The 16,213-nt window shown below is 49.9% G+C and carries 17 protein-coding genes; all 17 read left to right on the top strand.

Features of this window, described 5'->3' with window-relative positions:
- The first annotated feature begins 24 nt into the window (after positions 1-24).
- The 17 genes from DXD02_RS01565 to trmD all read left to right on the top strand — a co-directional run bounded on the left by DXD02_RS01565 (position 25) and on the right by trmD (position 16,136).
- A complete protein-coding gene (locus DXD02_RS01565) occupies positions 25-897 on the top strand; it encodes a carbohydrate ABC transporter permease (RefSeq protein WP_022461493.1) in 873 nt (290 codons plus the stop codon).
- On the top strand, positions 897-1,757 hold the full coding sequence (locus tag DXD02_RS01560) for a carbohydrate ABC transporter permease (protein WP_022461494.1): 861 nt from the start codon (positions 897-899) through the stop codon (positions 1,755-1,757). Before DXD02_RS01565 ends, DXD02_RS01560 begins: the two co-directional genes overlap by 1 nt.
- Before the next feature lie 117 nt (positions 1,758-1,874).
- The gene (locus tag DXD02_RS01555; protein ID WP_118659182.1) at positions 1,875-3,194 is read left to right on the top strand and encodes a glycoside hydrolase family 32 protein; all 1,320 of its coding nucleotides are present in this window, start codon (positions 1,875-1,877) and stop codon (positions 3,192-3,194) included.
- 134 nt (positions 3,195-3,328) lie between these two features.
- Positions 3,329-4,648 carry an aspartate kinase gene (locus DXD02_RS01550; RefSeq protein ID WP_117509063.1) on the top strand — a complete coding sequence of 440 codons (1,320 nt, stop codon included), beginning with the start codon at positions 3,329-3,331 and terminating at the stop codon, positions 4,646-4,648.
- A 392-nt stretch (positions 4,649-5,040) separates the two neighbouring features.
- A complete protein-coding gene (gene pyrH / locus DXD02_RS01540) occupies positions 5,041-5,739 on the top strand; it encodes a UMP kinase (RefSeq protein WP_022461497.1) in 699 nt (232 codons plus the stop codon).
- A 210-nt stretch (positions 5,740-5,949) separates the two neighbouring features.
- A complete protein-coding gene (frr, locus tag DXD02_RS01535) occupies positions 5,950-6,468 on the top strand; it encodes a ribosome recycling factor (protein WP_373141022.1) in 519 nt (172 codons plus the stop codon).
- A 67-nt stretch (positions 6,469-6,535) separates the two neighbouring features.
- Entirely contained in the window at positions 6,536-7,273 is a 738-nt protein-coding gene (gene uppS, locus DXD02_RS01530) for a polyprenyl diphosphate synthase (RefSeq protein WP_118639900.1), read from the top strand.
- Between the two features lie 5 nt (positions 7,274-7,278).
- A complete protein-coding gene (locus DXD02_RS01525; RefSeq protein WP_022461500.1) occupies positions 7,279-8,070 on the top strand; it encodes a phosphatidate cytidylyltransferase in 792 nt (263 codons plus the stop codon).
- Positions 8,071-8,120: 50 nt separating this feature from the next.
- Complete coding sequence (locus tag DXD02_RS01520) at positions 8,121-9,275, top strand: 1-deoxy-D-xylulose-5-phosphate reductoisomerase (protein ID WP_117760369.1); 1,155 nt, start codon at positions 8,121-8,123, stop codon at positions 9,273-9,275.
- A gap of 6 nt (positions 9,276-9,281) precedes the next feature.
- Entirely contained in the window at positions 9,282-10,574 is a 1,293-nt protein-coding gene (gene rseP, locus DXD02_RS01515) for an RIP metalloprotease RseP (protein WP_022461502.1), read from the top strand.
- A gap of 73 nt (positions 10,575-10,647) precedes the next feature.
- Complete coding sequence (locus DXD02_RS01510) at positions 10,648-11,901, top strand: peptidoglycan-binding protein (protein WP_117509058.1); 1,254 nt, start codon at positions 10,648-10,650, stop codon at positions 11,899-11,901.
- A 160-nt stretch (positions 11,902-12,061) separates the two neighbouring features.
- On the top strand, positions 12,062-12,406 hold the full coding sequence (ylxM, locus tag DXD02_RS01505) for a YlxM family DNA-binding protein (RefSeq protein ID WP_330377042.1): 345 nt from the start codon (positions 12,062-12,064) through the stop codon (positions 12,404-12,406).
- Between the two features lie 2 nt (positions 12,407-12,408).
- The gene (ffh, locus tag DXD02_RS01500) at positions 12,409-13,758 is read left to right on the top strand and encodes a signal recognition particle protein (protein WP_117509057.1); all 1,350 of its coding nucleotides are present in this window, start codon (positions 12,409-12,411) and stop codon (positions 13,756-13,758) included.
- A 54-nt stretch (positions 13,759-13,812) separates the two neighbouring features.
- On the top strand, positions 13,813-14,058 hold the full coding sequence (gene rpsP / locus DXD02_RS01495; protein WP_022461506.1) for a 30S ribosomal protein S16: 246 nt from the start codon (positions 13,813-13,815) through the stop codon (positions 14,056-14,058).
- A 21-nt stretch (positions 14,059-14,079) separates the two neighbouring features.
- Positions 14,080-14,310: a KH domain-containing protein gene (locus DXD02_RS01490; protein WP_022461507.1), complete on the top strand. Its 231-nt coding sequence runs from the start codon at positions 14,080-14,082 to the stop codon at positions 14,308-14,310.
- A gap of 176 nt (positions 14,311-14,486) precedes the next feature.
- A complete protein-coding gene (gene rimM / locus DXD02_RS01485) occupies positions 14,487-14,993 on the top strand; it encodes a ribosome maturation factor RimM (protein ID WP_022461508.1) in 507 nt (168 codons plus the stop codon).
- 18 nt (positions 14,994-15,011) lie between these two features.
- Entirely contained in the window at positions 15,012-16,136 is a 1,125-nt protein-coding gene (trmD, locus tag DXD02_RS01480) for a tRNA (guanosine(37)-N1)-methyltransferase TrmD (RefSeq protein WP_117760368.1), read from the top strand.
- Positions 16,137-16,213 lie beyond the last annotated feature (77 nt).

Below are 16,213 nucleotides of genomic sequence, written 5' to 3'. Positions count from 1 at the left end.
GGAGGATATGAAGGAGGAACGAAAATGAAATCAAGCAACAAGGGAAAAGATTTCTGTGTATTTGCGCTGCCGGGCCTGTTCTGCTTCCTGGCAGTCGTCATGGTACCGTTTATCTACGGTATTTACCTGACCTTAACCGACTGGAACGGTGTTTCCAGCGTGAAAAACTTTGTAGGACTTTCCAACTTTGCAGCCGTTATGCGCGACGCGCAGTTCTGGAAATCCCTGCTGTTAACCTTTAAATATGTCATTGCGGTTGTTGTTCTCGTCAATGTGATCGCCTTTTTACTGGCTTACATCCTGACCCGCGGCATCAAAGGTCAGAACTTCTTCCGCGCCGGATTTTTCACCCCGAACCTGATCGGCGGTATCGTACTTGGATACATCTGGCAGTTCGTATTCTCCCGTGTTTTCGTCAGCATCGGCGAGACCACAGGATGGAGCCTGTTTGAAATTTCCTGGCTTTCTACCCCGAACAAAGCATTTGCAGCGCTGGTGCTCGTTTCAGTATGGCAGCTGGCAGGCTATATGATCCTGATCTACGTTGCCGGCTTTATGGGACTTTCCGAGGACGTGCTAGAGGCGGCAAGCATCGACGGTGCATCCGGCTGGGTAAAAATGAAAAACATTATCCTTCCGCTGATGATGTCCTCCGTTACTATCTGCCTCTTCCTGACCCTGTCCCGCGCGTTCATGGTATACGATGTCAACCTGTCCTTAACCGGCGGTGCTCCGTACGGAACCACCGAGATGGCAGCCATGCACGTATATGAGAAAGCATTCACATCGAGACAGTTCGGTGTCGGCCAGGCAGAAGCCTTTATCCTGTTTATCATTGTAGCCTGCATCAGCGGTATTCAGGTATACACCACCAAGAAGAGGGAGGTTGAAGCATAATGAATCAGAAGAAAATTGGCGGAACAAAGAAAAAAGTAACTGACGCGCTGGCTATGCTCCTTATGATCATCGTTTTCTGTGCGTTCATGTTCCCGTTTGTCATGGTTATCATCAACTCCTTAAAACAGAAACGTGATATCATCAAGAGTCCGTTCTCCTGGCTGTTTACGATCAAAGGTCTTTCGTTTGACAACTTTGTAAAAGCATTCAATCAGATGAACTTCCTGAATGCCTTCAAGAACTCTCTGGTTGTAACCGTAACAGCAACCGTACTGGTTACGGTACTCGCAGCCATGCTGGCTTACTACATCGTGCGTAATGTCAACGTATTTTCCAATATCATCTTTGCACTGATGGTTGCATCCATGATCATTCCGTTCCAGGCAATCATGATCCCGCTTGTCAGTGTATACGGCGGAACCTTAAACATTCTGAACCACAGACTGACCCTGATCTTCATGCACACCGGATTTTCCATGGCGATGTCCGTGTTCATGTTCCACGGATTCATCCGCGGAAGTATCCCGCTGGCGCTGGAGGAGGCCGCTTACATCGACGGCTGTACCCACACCCAGACCTTCTTCCGCATCGTGTTCCCGCTGTTAAAGCCGATCATTTCCACCATGGTAATCATGAATGCGATGGCATTCTGGAATGACTTCCTGCTGCCGTCCCTGGTGCTGACCGACAAAAAGCTGCTGACTCTGCCGCTTTCCACCTACAGCTTCTACGGAACTTACTCCGCAGATTACGGAACCATCATGGCAGGTCTTCTGCTCTGCGTCATCCCGATCCTGATTCTGTACGTGGCACTGCAGAAACAGATCATCAACGGTGTCGTAGCCGGAGCAGTCAAATAAGTAAATCATAGAAATCAAGAACAAGCCGGGCAAAGGAGGGCGGAATTAAAAATGCTTTCTTTTTCCGGCTTTTCTTATCAGAGACAACAAGAAAGAGACAGAAAGGAAATCAAACACATGAAAAACAGATTACACGTAAAAGCGCCGGGCAACTGGGTGAATGACCCGAACGGCATGATTTATTATAAGGGACAGTATCATCTTTTTTATCAGCATTTTCCGTACGCGCCGCGCTGGGGCACCATGCACTGGGGCCATGCGGTGAGTCCGGATCTGATTCACTGGGAGCATGTCGGCGTTGCCCTGTTCCCGAGTCTTTCCGAGGACCAGAACGGCTGCTTTTCCGGAAGCGCAGTAGAAGAGAACGGCGTGATGCATCTCTTTTACACGGGTGTTCACTATAATCAGGTAAATCCGAAGGATATTCATCAGTGCCTTGATCAGGATTTTACCTCGGCGCAGCTTCACCTTACTTCGAAGGACGGCATGCATTTTGATGTCTTCGGGGATAAGGAGGTTGTTATCCCGGCACTCACCAATCCGGAAATCGGCGACAATACGCACACGCGTGACCCGAAAGTCTGGAAGGGAAGCGACGCATGGTATATGGTGCTTGGAAGCACGACGAAGGATCACAAGGGCGAGGCATTATTCTATAAGAGTGAGGATCTTTCCCACTGGCATCTGGCCGGACAGGCGACGACGAAACAGAAGCTCGGCTGGATGTGGGAGTGCCCGGATCTCTTTAACGTAAACGGACGCAGCGTCTTTGTATTCTCCCCGATGGAACTGATCGAGGGCACCGACGGCTATGCGGATCGGGCGATCTGTATGCTGCCTGAGTTTGATGAAAAAACCTGCACAATGAAATTTCCGGAGAACTGGCAGCTTCTGGACTGCGGCGGTGACCTCTATGCACCGCAGACCATGACGGATGCGGACGGAAACCGGATTTCCATCGCATGGCTTCGGATGCCGGAACCGGTAGATGGTATATGGCAAGGCATGTTCTGCCTGCCGCGTGTGGTGGATGTACAGAACGATCATATTTACTTCCGTGTTCTGCCTGCCATCCGCGACGGATTCTGCAAAAAGACGGATTCCCTCGTTTCGGCATGCGGAGAGTGTGCCATGATCCGCGCCGAATTAAAAGAGGGTGAAAGCCTGGAAATCGGCGGCTATAAGATCTGGCGGCAGAGCGGAAAAGTCTGCGCAGACCGCACGGATGTCTATCCATCCGGTGCAAAAGGATGGCTTCATGCCGAGACGCCGCAGTTAAAAGAGGGCGATCTTCTTGAGATTTTCGTGGATCCGAATATGATCGAAATTTATGCAAACAACGGCGAGTACGTATTAAGCCAGGCGGTTTACGGGCTTGGAGAGACATTCTCCTATAAAATGGAGAAAAAACCGGAAATTTATCTGTGGAATGAATGAATCAGCCAAAAAAGTTCTTGACGCATACGGGATTTTGTTCTAATCTAGTACGTAACAGCTTTCTAACGTTAAAGTGACGGGCTGAAAAACGAGATTTCGAAAGATATCCGAAAAGAACGCAAGGAGAGATTATTATGAAGAAAGTAGTAAAATTCGGCGGCAGCTCCCTCGCAAGCGCAGAGCAGTTTAAGAAGGTCGGAGACATCATCCGCGCAGATGAGGGAAGAAGATACGTGGTACCTTCCGCTCCTGGAAAACGAAATTCTGCTGATACGAAAGTAACCGATATGCTGTATGACTGCTATCGCACTGCAGTTGCCGGAAGAGATTTCAAGAAGAAACTGCAGAACATCAAAGCGAGATATCAGGAGATCATCGACGGTCTGAACCTCAGCCTGGATCTTTCCCCGGAATTTGAAAAAATCGCAGAAAACTTTGCCGCAGCAGCCGGAGAGGACTACGCCGCATCCCGCGGAGAGTACCTGAACGGTATCGTGATGGCAAATTATCTGGGATATACGTATATTGATTCTGCAGAAGTGATCTGCTTCGACGAGAACGGAAACTTCCTTGCAGACAAGACTGACGAAGTGCTCTCCGAGCGTTTAAAAGATCTGGATAACGCAGTCGTTCCTGGATTCTACGGCGCAAAACCGGACGGAAGCGTAAAAACCTTCTCCCGCGGCGGATCCGATATCACTGGTTCCATCGTGGCAAAGGCCGTACACGCTGACATCTACGAGAACTGGACCGATGTTTCCGGTTTCCTGGTAACCGATCCGCGTATCGTCAAGGATCCGGAAGTCATTTCCACCATTACCTATCGTGAGCTGCGTGAGCTTTCCTACATGGGAGCTACCGTCCTTCATGAGGACTCCATCTTCCCACTCCGTCAGGAGGGAATCCCGATCCACGTGCTGAACACCAACGCACCACAGGATCCGGGAACCATGATCGTGGAGAATACCTGCAGTAAACCGAAATTTACAATCACCGGTATCGCAGGAAAGAAAGGCTTCGCATCCATCACGATTGAGAAGAGCATGATGAATACCGAGATCGGCTTTGGCAGAAAAGTACTTGGCGTCTTTGAGGATAACAATCTTTCCTTTGAGCATATGCCGTCCGGCATCGATACCATGACGGTATTTGTTCATCAGAGTGAGTTTGCAGCAAAAGAACAGCAGGTTATCGCAGGACTGCATCGTGCCGTACAGCCGGATTCTATTGATCTTGAATCCGATCTGGCGCTGATTGCTGTTGTAGGACGCGGTATGAGAAGAACGAGAGGCACAGCCGGAAGGATTTTCTCTGCACTTGCGCATGCACACGTTAATGTCAAGATGATCGATCAGGGTTCCAGCGAGCTCAACATCATCATTGGCGTTGAAAACCGCGACTTTGAAACAGCAATCAAAGCAATTTATGATATCTTTGTCGTAGCGCAGATCTAAAATGAATCTATAAAAAATCTCTGTCAGGAGTCTGAACTTCCGACAGAGATTTTTTATGGTTTTTATGCCGCCGTATCGCGGAATTCTTTTCGAATGGTGAATGTAAAAATACAGATTACCACACAGCAGATGATCCAGGCCGTCGGTTCGCAGAAGCCGCCGCAAGCGTTCACCTCTCTCCACGGGAATGTCAGCGGATTTTCAAAGCGTATCTGCACCGGACGCCGATGGAATGATGGAATATCTGCAGTGGAGACGGATTCTCGCAGCGGCAGACGATCTGCGGAACACAAACGAATTTTGCCCTTGTCGTTTTTGGGAACAGATGGTATAATCATTTCATAAATGCAAGACATTTGTGAAAAAATATCATAAAGGAACGAGGATGCAAGATGAAACGACGAGTATTACTGAAATTGAGCGGAGAAGCTCTTGCAGGAGAGAAACACACCGGTTTTGACGAGCCGACCGTCACAAAAGTGGCAAAACAGGTAAAAACTCTGGTAGACCAGGGGATTGAAGTCGGCATCGTAATCGGAGGAGGAAACTTCTGGAGAGGACGCAGTTCCGAAAATATCGACCGTACCAAAGCAGACCAGATCGGTATGCTGGCAACCGTTATGAACTGTATCTATGTATCAGAAATCTTCCGTTCCCAGGGAATGATGACCGCAGTTCTGACTCCATTCCCATGCGGAGAGTTCACAAAAGGATTTTCCAAAGACCGTGCAAACAAATATTTCCAGCACAACATGGTTGTATTCTTTGCCGGCGGTACAGGCCATCCATATTTCTCAACCGATACGGCAACCGTACTTCGCGCGATCGAGATCGAGGCAGACGAGATTCTGCTTGCAAAAGCAGTAGACGGTGTCTACGACAGCGATCCGAAAACAAACCCGGATGCAAAGAAATTTGACGAGATTTCCATTCAGGAAGTCATTGAAAAGGATCTGAAAGTGGTAGATATGACCGCATCCATCCTTTGCAAGGAAAACAAAATGCCGATGCTGGTATTTGGTTTAAATGAAGAGAACAGCATTGTAAATGCTGCAAACGGAAAAATCAACGGCACAAGAGTGACGGTATAATTAATAAAAATTCAGCAGTAAAACACTTGCTGTTTTACTGCGTAAGAAAATGATTCAGGTGTGAGCAGCTCTCCTTTTGCGAAGCAAAACTTTAAATGAGAGCTGCGAATGTCACAGTTCGCAGAACTGTGACCGTATAAGAGATAGCAGGAGGACAAATTTAATATGGCAAATCAGATCGACGAGAGAGTAAAACCGTTTGAGGTAAAAATGGGCAAATCCATTGCAAGCCTCGATTCCGAATTCGGAACCATCCGCGCAGGCCGTGCAAACCCGCACGTACTGGACCGCATTACTGTAGATTACTATGGAACACCGACTCCGCTGCAGCAGGTGGCAAACATCTCTGTTCCGGAAGCACGTATGATCCAGATCCAGCCGTGGGAAGCATCCCTGGTAAAAGAGATCGAAAAAGCGATCATGATGTCTGACCTTGGCATCAACCCGTCCGATGACGGAAGAGTCATCCGTCTGGTATTCCCGGAGCTTACCGAGGACCGTCGTAAAGAGCTGGTAAAAGAGGTAAAGAAAAAAGCAGAGGGCGCAAAGGTAGCCATCCGCAACATCCGCCGCGATGCCAATGATGCGTTCAAGAAACTTGCCAAAGAGGACGTTTCCGAGGACGAAATCAAAGAGCTCGAGGAGCAGACCCAGAAATTAACAGACAAATACATCAAAGAAGTAGATCAGATGGTGGACGTAAAATCCAAAGAAATTATGACCGTGTAATACAAAGAAAACGAGGGGCTGCCTGTCATTTGCAGGCAGCCTGTTATCGTTTACGGAGGAAAAAAGTATGGATAATGAATTAAAAGTGCCGAATCACATCGCCATCATCCTGGACGGAAACGGCAGATGGGCGAAAAAACGCAATATGCCGCGCGGCTACGGCCATATCGTCGGATGCGACAATCTGGAAAAAATGTGTGACGTGATCAAAGACATGGGTGTCAAATATCTGACCGTCTATGCGTTCTCAACCGAGAACTGGAAACGCTCCCGCGCCGAGGTGGAGGGCCTCTTAAAGCTGTTCCGCCAGTATCTGAAACGATGCATCAAAAAAGCACATAAAAATCAGATGCGCGTCAAAATCATCGGAGATCCGAGCGCATTCCCGCAGGATATTCAGGACAGCATTCATGAACTGGAGGAGTGCTCCAAAGATTACGATCACATGTACTTCCAGATCGCAATGAACTACGGTTCCCGCGATGAGATTCTGCGCGGCATGACCCGCATGATCGAGGATGTGAAAGACGGAACTCTCGCAGAGAATGCGTTTGATGAGAACGGAAAACTGACGGAGCAGTGTTTTGAGAGCTACCTCGACACCGCCGGAATCCCGGATCCAGATCTTCTGATCCGTACAAGCGGCGAGCAGCGCCTTTCCAACTACCTGATGTGGCAGCTTGCCTACACGGAATTTTACTTTACCGAGGTTCCGTGGCCGGATTTCCACGAAGAGGAATTGAGAAAAGCCATCGAACAATATAATAACAGAGACCGGCGTTACGGCGGCGTGAAGGAGGAATAAAAAAGATGTTTAAGACAAGACTGTTAAGCGGCATCGTGCTCGTCCTTGTGGCGCTGCTTACGATCTGCAGCGGCGGAACCGTGCTCTATATGACGGTTCTGTGCCTGTCGCTGATCGGTGCAGGAGAGCTGTTCCGCGTGATGAAGGTAAGAGAAGATAAATGGAATCTGTTGGAAATTACGGGCTATGCGGGCGTTGTGATTTTCTATCTGTCCCTGCTGCTTCATGACCCGATGTACCAGATGCTCGCGCTGATCCTGGATCTCGTGCTTCTGATGGCAGTATACGTATTTACTTATCCGAAATACAACGCCAATCAGGTGATGCCGGCGTTCTTTGCGATTGTCTATGTCGGCGTAATGCTTTCCTATGTATATCAGACCCGTATGCTGGACGGCGGAAAATTCCATGTATGGCTGATTTTCCTGTGCTCCTGGGGCTGCGATACGTGTGCATACTGTGTCGGCGTACTCTTTGGAAAACATAAAATGGCGCCGGTTTTAAGCCCGAAAAAATCCGTAGAAGGAGCTGTCGGCGGTGTCGTCGGAGCGATTCTGCTCGGCATCATCTATGCGGCTGCGACAAAGGGCGGCATGGTGGAATACGCCATCATCTGCGGTGTCGGCGCGCTGATCTCCATGGTCGGAGACCTTGCGGCATCCGCAATCAAACGAAATCAGGGCATCAAGGATTACGGAAAGCTGATTCCGGGCCACGGCGGTATTCTTGACCGCTTCGACAGCGTGATCTTTACCGCACCGATCATCTATTTCCTGTCGGTGCTTCTGATTCATTAAAAAAGCTTCCCCTACAGCATAAACGGGAAGCAGATGGGAGAAACTGGAATATGAAGAAAATAGCAATTCTTGGTTCAACCGGTTCGATCGGAACCCAGACCCTCGATGTCGTGCGTGCCAACGGCGATCTTGAGGTGGTCGGCATCAGCGCCGGAAGTAATATTACACTGCTCGAGCAGCAGATCCGGGAATTTCATCCGAAGTTTGCGGCAGTCGGCGATGAGGCGAAAGCGGCAGAACTCCGTGACAGAGTGAAGGATCTTCCTGTAAAAATCGGCAGCGGCATGGACGGCATGATCGAGCTTGCCACGATGCCGGAGAGCGAAATCCTTGTGACAGCGATCGTCGGCATGATCGGCATTCGCCCGACGGTTGCGGCGATGAAGGCAGGAAAAGACATTGCACTGGCAAACAAAGAGACACTGGTAACGGCGGGACACATTATTATGCCGCTGGCAGAGGAATGCGGTGTGCAGATCCTTCCGGTGGACAGTGAGCACTCGGCGATTTTCCAGTGCCTGCACGGGGAAAACAGAAAAGAAATTGAAAAACTTCTGATTACTGCATCCGGCGGTCCGTTCCGCGGAAAAACAAGAGCGGAGCTCGAAAACGTAACGGTAGAGCAGGCGCTCCGTCATCCGAACTGGTCGATGGGGCACAAGATCACGATTGATTCCGCGACACTCGTTAACAAAGGACTGGAAGTCATGGAAGCAAAATGGCTGTTCGGTGTTGATCTCGACCACATCCAGGTTGTGGTACAGCCAAAGAGCATTATCCATTCCATGGTAGAATTTAAAGACGGCGCTGTCATGGCACAGCTTGGCACACCGGATATGAAACTGCCGATCCAGTACGCACTGTATTACCCGGAGCGCCGCTTCCTTGCAGGCGACCGCCTCGACTTTGCGGCGCTGACACAGATCACGTTTGAAGAACCGAATATGGATACCTTCCTCGGCCTTCCGATGGCAATGCAGGCGTCCCGGACGGGCGGCTCCATGCCGACGGTCTTCAATGCGGCAAATGAACGCGCCGTTGCACTGTTCCTCGCGAAGAAGATCCGTTTCCTCGAGATTTACGACGTGATCGCCGGTGCAATGGAAGCACACAAAACGATTGCCGATCCGACGCTGGAGCAGATTCTCGCGGCGGAGCAGGAGACGTATGAATGGATTGCGAACAGATATAAGATGGGAGAATAAGACAGCATGATTGTAAAAATCCTGATAGCCGTACTCATTTTCGGAATCACCGTCATTATCCATGAGCTGGGGCATTTTCTTTTGGCGAAAGCGAATGGTATTACCGTGACGGAATTTTCGATCGGCTTTGGCCCGACGGTGGTAAAGACAGAAAAAGGAGGAACGGTCTATTCCTTAAAACTTCTGCCTTTCGGCGGTGCGTGCCAGATGCTCGGCGAGGACGGTGAAGAGGAGGGGGAAGGAACCTTTAACAGCAAATCCGTGTGGGCAAGAATTTCCGTCGTTGCGGCGGGACCGGTGTTCAACATGATTCTGGCATTTTTCTGCGCAATCTTTGTGATCAGTTACGCGGGAAGTTCCCCGGCGCGCGTCACAGAAGTGGCAGACGGTTCGCCGGAGGCAGAGGCAGGCCTGGAAGCGGGAGATATCATCACTTCCTATGAAGGAAGACATATTTCCATCGGAAAAGAGCTGAACTCTGTGATGACGGTACGGGGTGTGCCGACGGATGAGATTACGCTGGAGGTTAAAAAGGCCGACGGGGAAAAGAAAACGATCACATATGAACCGACGGTGACAACGCGGTATATGATGGGCTTTAACTACGATGACTGTGACCGCGGCATGGAATTCACGTATGTGCAGCAGAATATGCCGCTTGCCGCTGCGGGTGTTGTCGCGGGCGACCTGCTCGTATCGATCAACGGAGCGCCGATCACCTGTGTGGCAGATTTTACTGCTTACCAGACAGAGCATCCTTTCGATGGAAGCGCTGTGACGCTGGAGTATGAGCACAGCGGAAAGACGAAAGAGATTACGGTGACACCGGTTGAAAATACGTATGCGAATGTACAGTTTTCGTATCAGCTCCGGGAGAAACAGTCCCCGATCGGCGTGCTGAAATACAGCGTGCTGGAGATCAAATACTGGGTGCGCACCGTCATTGACAGTGTCAGTATGCTGATCACCGGACAGTATTCTGTGAACGATCTTTCCGGCCCGGTCGGCGTGGTGGATGCGATCGGAACCGCCTATGATGATGTAAAATCGCAGGGCGTTCTGGTTACGGTGATGACGATGCTGAACATGGTGATTCTGCTGTCATCAAACCTTGGCGTCATGAACCTGCTGCCGCTCCCGGCACTCGACGGCGGACGGCTTGTCTTTCTGATCATAGAAGCCATCCGCAGAAAACCAATCCGGCGAGACCTGGAGGGTATGGTTCACTTCGCGGGCCTGGTGCTTCTGATGGCGTTGATGGTCTACGTCATGATCCACGACGTCCAGCGGATCCTGTAAATCGAAAAATGAAAAGCAACAAAGCCTCATATTCTGCATACCATAAAAGGAGTGCAGGATATGGGGCTTTTTTATGAAAAATTTGCGTATGCAGCAGGAAATGACTGACCGCGGGCGGCTGGAAATCCGGGTAAATACAAGAATCCAGGCGCGGCCTGTTTCCGGGGCGCGGGTGACGGTTTCGTATACGGGAGATCCGCAGAATGTGATCGAGGAGCTGATTACCGACGGGGACGGCAGAACGGAGACGCTGGATCTGGCGACGCCGCCGCTCGAGTACAGTCTGGAACCGAATGTGAATCAGCCGTATTCCGAATATACGGTGAAAGTGGAGGCGGAAGGGTATGAACTGGTTGAAGTGACGGGCTCCGAGCTTCTTTCAGGAGAACAGTCCGTCCAGCAGGTGGACCTCAAACTGGCAGAGGGCGCAGCGTTTGCGGATGTGACGATCCCGGACCATACGTTGTTCGGCGAATATCCGGCGAAAATTCCGGAAAGTGAGATCAAGCCGACGAGGGAGAGCGGTGAGATTGTGCTGTCCCGCGTCGTGATCCCGGAGTATATCATCGTCCACGACGGAGCGCCGACCGACAGCACGGCACGCGACTATTATGTGCGGTACCGCGACTACATCAAAAACGTGGCGTGCTCGGAAATCTATGCAACATGGCCGGATGCGGCGATCCGGGCGAATATCCTCGCAATCATGTCATTTACGCTGAACCGTGTCTATACAGAATGGTACCGCAACAAGGGATACGATTTTACGATCACTTCGTCGACGGCCTACGATCACAAATGGATTTACGGCAGGAATATTTTCGACAGCATTTCCCTTGTGGTCGATGAAATTTTTGCTGATTACCTGTCGCGCCCGAATGTGAAACAGCCGATTCTGACGCAGTACTGTGACGGAAACCGTGTGAGCTGCCCGAACTGGATGAGCCAGTGGGGGTCCAAAAACCTGGCGGACCAAGGGTATTCAACGATTCAGATTCTCCGCAATTATTATGGAGACAATATGTATATCAACACGGCGGAGGAGATTTCCGGCATCCCGTCCTCCTGGCCGGGGTATGACCTCACCATCGGCTCGTCCGGGAACAAGGTACTGCAGATGCAGGAGCAGCTGAACGTGATTGCGGAGGTGTATTCATCGATTCCGACGGTCTATGAAAATGGCTATTTCGATGAAGAGACGCAGGACGCCGTCGAAGCGTTCCAGCGGCTGTTCGGCCTGCCGGTTTCCGGCATTGTGGATTATCCGACGTGGTACAAAATTCAGTCGATTTATGTGGCTGTGACGAGGATTGCGGAGCTGCAGTAGGTATACAAAAGTCTTTATAAGGGGCGTGTTTTCTGAGAAAAAACGCGGAAGATGCGCCCTTTGTGCGGCTTTTGAAACGGATCAGAAAAATTTTAAAACTGTCAAGAAAAAATACTTGACACCCAGCATCATTTCGTGTATGATAACCAAGGTGATCGCAATGGAAAAAATATTGGAACAGACATTACTGTATGATTTTTACGGCGAACTTCTGACTGAACATCAGCGTCAGGTATACGAGGACGTGGTGCTCAACGATTTTTCCCTGAGCGAGGTTGCGGCAGCGCGGGGCATTTCCCGCCAGGGAGTTCACGATCTGGTCAGACGCTGCAACAAGACACTGGAAGAGTATGAAGAAAAGCTTCATCTGGTACAACGCTTTGTGCAGATCCGGGAGAATGTAAACGAGATCCGAAAGCTGACAGACCCATCCGGTGATACCCCGAAAGAAGATGTGATGCAGCGGATTGCAGCAATTGCATCGGATATATTAGAGGAGCTTTGAGCATGGCATTTGAAAGTTTAACCGAGAAACTCCAGAATGTTTTCAAAAATCTCAGAAGCAAGGGCCGCCTGACTGAGGCGGATGTAAAGACTGCGCTGAAGGAAGTAAAAATGGCACTTCTCGAGGCGGATGTCAGCTTCAAAGTAGTAAAACAGTTTATCAAATCCGTACAGGAGCAGGCAGTCGGACAGGACGTCATGAACGGACTGAATCCGGGACAGATGGTCATTAAAATCGTAAATGACGAGCTGGTTAAGCTGATGGGCTCCGAGACAACGGAAATCGCACTGCGTCCGGCGAGTGAAGTTACCATTATTATGATGGCAGGTCTTCAGGGAGCCGGTAAAACAACCACAACCGCAAAGATTGCAGGAAAGTTAAAAGCCAAGGGAAGAAAACCTCTCCTTGCAGCCTGCGACGTATACCGCCCGGCAGCGATCAAACAGCTGCAGGTCAACGGAGAAAAGCAGGGCGTGGAAGTGTTCGCCATGGGAGATAAAAACCGTCCGGTGGATATCGCAAAGGCAGCGCTGGTGCATGCAAAGACAAACGGCTTTAACGTATTGATTCTGGATACCGCAGGCCGTCTGCACATCGATGAAGAGATGATGCAGGAGTTACAGGATATCAAAGCGGCTGTTCCTGTGGATCAGACCCTTTTGGTAGTAGACGCTATGACCGGACAGGACGCAGTCAATGTGGCCGAGATGTTCAGCAATAAAGTCGGCATCGACGGTGTAGTGCTTACAAAATTAGATGGTGATACCAGAGGCGGTGCGGCACTTTCGATCCGTGCAGTTTCCGGCAAACCGATTCTCTATGTCGGCATGGGCGAAAAGCTTTCGGATCTGGAGCAGTTTTATCCGGACCGTATGGCGTCCCGTATCCTCGGCATGGGCGATGTGATGAGCCTGATTGAAAAAGCGCAGGCGAACATCGACGAAGAGAAAGCAAAAGCCATGGAGCAGAAGATGAAGAAGGCACAGTTCGACTTCAACGATTATCTGGATTCCATGGAGCAGATGCGCAATATGGGCGGCATCTCCAGCATCCTGAATATGCTTCCGGGCGTCGGCGCGAAGATGAAAGGCCAGGACCTCGAGAGCATGGTGGATGAAAAAGATATGGCGAGAAAGGAAGCCATCGTGCTTTCCATGACGCCGAAAGAAAGAGAAAATCCGGATCTGATCAACCCGTCCAGAAAGCAGAGAATTGCAAAGGGCGCCGGGGTTGATATTGCGGAGGTAAACCGTTTCATCAAACAGTTTGAACAGTCAAGAAAAATGATGAAACAGATGACCGGAATGGTCGGTAAGGGTGGTAAAAGAGGAGGATTCAAACTTCCCTTTTAGCATAAAAGAAAAAATATAAATAAATACATGAATTTACAATGGAGGTAAAGAAAAATGGCAGTAAAAATGAGATTAAGAAGAATGGGACAGAAGAAAGCTCCTTTTTATAGAATCGTTGTAGCAGATTCCAGATCCCCAAGAGACGGACGTTTCATCGAGGAGATCGGAACTTACGATCCGAACCGCGAGCCGAGCGCAATCAGCTTCAACGAGGAGGCTGCTAAAAAATGGCTGGCTAACGGCGCACAGCCGACCGAAATCGTTGCCAAACTCTTAAAACAGGCTGGTATCGAGAAATAATTCATACGGGGGTATCTTGTAATGAAAGAACTTATCGAAGTAATTGCAAAATCTCTGGTTGATCATCCATCTGAGGTAGTTGTGACAGAAACCGTCAGCGGTGATGACCTTCTGCTGGAACTCAAAGTAGATCCGTCAGATATGGGAAAAGTCATCGGACGTCAGGGACGCATTGCGAAAGCAATCCGTACGGTTGTAAAAGCAGCTTCCTCAAAGAGCGACAGAAAAGTTGTCGTAGAAATTTTACAGTAAGTAAAAGATAGGAAAAGGAACCGACAGTTGTTGCCGGTTCCTTTCTTTACGCGGGCAACGAGACAAAGTCCGTGCTTGCACGGGACCTTGGCGACTGCCGCGATAACTTGAGAAACTCGCAAAGCGTGTTTCTCAAGTCGCAATACACAGTAGAACTGGTTGGAAAGGGTTTTTGAATGGAAGAATATTTGCAGATTGGCGTAATTACCACAACCCACGGCGTACGCGGTGAGGTAAAGGTATACCCGACGACAGATCCGGAGCGTTTTCTTTCTCTGGACCGCGTTTTTCTCGATACAGGAAAAGAAAAAAAAGAACTCCATGTAACTGGCGTGCGTTTTTTCAAACAGCTTGCCATTGTAAAATTCAAAGGAATTGACAACATCAACGATATCGAACGGTATAAAGGCTGCAGCCTCTATGTGACGAGAGAGGATGCCATTCCGCTGGAAGAGGACGAATACTATATCGCAGACCTGCAGGGAATGCAGATGTACACCGAGGACGGCGAACTGTTCGGCACGCTCCGCGATGTGATGGAGACCGGTGCGAACGACGTCTATATTGTAGATTCGAAAGAGCACGGAGAGGTTCTGATTCCGGCGATCCATGACTGCATTCTGGATGTGGACCTGGATGAGCAGAAGATGACGATTCACCTTCTTCCGGGCCTGATTGACTGATAAAGAGAGTAAAGAACGATGAAATATCATATTCTGACGCTGTTTCCCGAGATGATCGAGCAGGGGCTGCACACCAGCATCCTCGGAAGAGCCATCAACAACGGCTATATTTCCCTCGAGACGACGAATATCCGGGATTTTTCAGCAAATAAATTCAACCGCGTGGACGATTACCCGTACGGCGGCGGTGCGGGCATGGTCATGGAGGCGGAGCCGGTGTTCCGCGCCTACCAGTCGGTAGCCGAAAAGATCGGGAAAAAGCCGCGCACGGTCTATCTGACACCGCAGGGAAAAGTACTGAACCAGACGATGGTGGAAGAGCTGGCGCTTGAGGACGATCTTGTGCTGCTCTGCGGCCACTATGAGGGCATCGATGACCGCGTACTGCAGGAAGTGGTAACGGACTATATCTCGATCGGGGATTATGTTTTAACAGGCGGAGAACTCGGTGCAATGGTGCTGGTGGATGCGGTATCGCGGTTTGTGCCGGGTGTCTTAAGCAACGAGGAATCTTCGCAGTTTGAGTCACTGCAGGACAACTTGCTTGAGTATCCGCATTACACAAGACCGGAGACATGGCACGAGAAAAAAGTTCCGGAGGTGCTTCTTTCCGGTGACCACAAAAAGATCGAAGCATGGCGCCATGAGGCCTCTCTGGTGCGGACAGCCGAGCGGCGGCCGGACCTTCTGGAAAATGCATTCCAGATTTCCTGCGCATGCAATGAAAAAGAGGAATCGTCTGCCTGGGCGCACGATCTTTTGGCAGGCATGACACGCTATGGTGTAAGCCTTGATCTCGGACGAAAGAAGATCCGGAAACAGAAAAATCTGTTTGATGACCATGATCTGCTGATTCTGCAGCTTCCGGGAACGCTTGAGGAGGGTATGAAAGCAAAGAGCGAGTATATCCGCAGCTTTGCCGGAAAAGAAACACCGCTGGTGTTTTTGTGCCCGGACGGATTCTCGGAAGAGGAAGAAAAACTCGAAGAGCAGCTGGAAAAAAACGGTTTCCGTCTGGTCGCACGGCTTACCGGCATACCGTCCGCGGACGGCCTGCAGCGGTTTTCTTTCGCGCTTCGCAGTCTGCTGTACAGCGGCGAATGGAAAGTGAAAAAAATACTTGCATCTGCGGATGCATTATAGTATAATATATTTTGTTGTGAGTAAAGAGATGGTCCGCTGTTGCAAAAAGGCATTAAGAACATCCAGGGTAAAAAAAG

Source organism: Blautia sp. TF10-30 (assembly GCF_003481245.1).
GTDB classification, from domain to species: Bacteria; Bacillota; Clostridia; order Lachnospirales; family Lachnospiraceae; genus Fusicatenibacter; species Fusicatenibacter saccharivorans.
Note: the sequence above shows the minus strand (reverse complement) of the source record. Positions and strands in the feature narration are given on the sequence as shown.

Excerpts from the sequence above, each read along its gene's own strand:
- DXD02_RS01565 (WP_022461493.1), top strand. The coding sequence starts at position 25 with ATGAAATCAAGCAACAAGGGAAAAGATTTCTGTGTATTTGCGCTGCCG.
- DXD02_RS01560 (WP_022461494.1), top strand. The coding sequence starts at position 897 with ATGAATCAGAAGAAAATTGGCGGAACAAAGAAAAAAGTAACTGACGCG.
- DXD02_RS01555 (WP_118659182.1), top strand. The coding sequence starts at position 1,875 with ATGAAAAACAGATTACACGTAAAAGCGCCGGGCAACTGGGTGAATGAC.
- DXD02_RS01550 (WP_117509063.1), top strand. The coding sequence starts at position 3,329 with ATGAAGAAAGTAGTAAAATTCGGCGGCAGCTCCCTCGCAAGCGCAGAG.
- pyrH (WP_022461497.1), top strand. The coding sequence starts at position 5,041 with ATGAAACGACGAGTATTACTGAAATTGAGCGGAGAAGCTCTTGCAGGA.
- frr (WP_373141022.1), top strand. The coding sequence starts at position 5,950 with ATGGGCAAATCCATTGCAAGCCTCGATTCCGAATTCGGAACCATCCGC.
- uppS (WP_118639900.1), top strand. The coding sequence starts at position 6,536 with ATGGATAATGAATTAAAAGTGCCGAATCACATCGCCATCATCCTGGAC.
- DXD02_RS01525 (WP_022461500.1), top strand. The coding sequence starts at position 7,279 with ATGTTTAAGACAAGACTGTTAAGCGGCATCGTGCTCGTCCTTGTGGCG.
- DXD02_RS01520 (WP_117760369.1), top strand. The coding sequence starts at position 8,121 with ATGAAGAAAATAGCAATTCTTGGTTCAACCGGTTCGATCGGAACCCAG.
- rseP (WP_022461502.1), top strand. The coding sequence starts at position 9,282 with ATGATTGTAAAAATCCTGATAGCCGTACTCATTTTCGGAATCACCGTC.
- DXD02_RS01510 (WP_117509058.1), top strand. The coding sequence starts at position 10,648 with ATGAAAAATTTGCGTATGCAGCAGGAAATGACTGACCGCGGGCGGCTG.
- ylxM (WP_330377042.1), top strand. The coding sequence starts at position 12,062 with ATGGAAAAAATATTGGAACAGACATTACTGTATGATTTTTACGGCGAA.
- ffh (WP_117509057.1), top strand. The coding sequence starts at position 12,409 with ATGGCATTTGAAAGTTTAACCGAGAAACTCCAGAATGTTTTCAAAAAT.
- rpsP (WP_022461506.1), top strand. The coding sequence starts at position 13,813 with ATGGCAGTAAAAATGAGATTAAGAAGAATGGGACAGAAGAAAGCTCCT.
- DXD02_RS01490 (WP_022461507.1), top strand. The coding sequence starts at position 14,080 with ATGAAAGAACTTATCGAAGTAATTGCAAAATCTCTGGTTGATCATCCA.
- rimM (WP_022461508.1), top strand. The coding sequence starts at position 14,487 with ATGGAAGAATATTTGCAGATTGGCGTAATTACCACAACCCACGGCGTA.
- trmD (WP_117760368.1), top strand. The coding sequence starts at position 15,012 with ATGAAATATCATATTCTGACGCTGTTTCCCGAGATGATCGAGCAGGGG.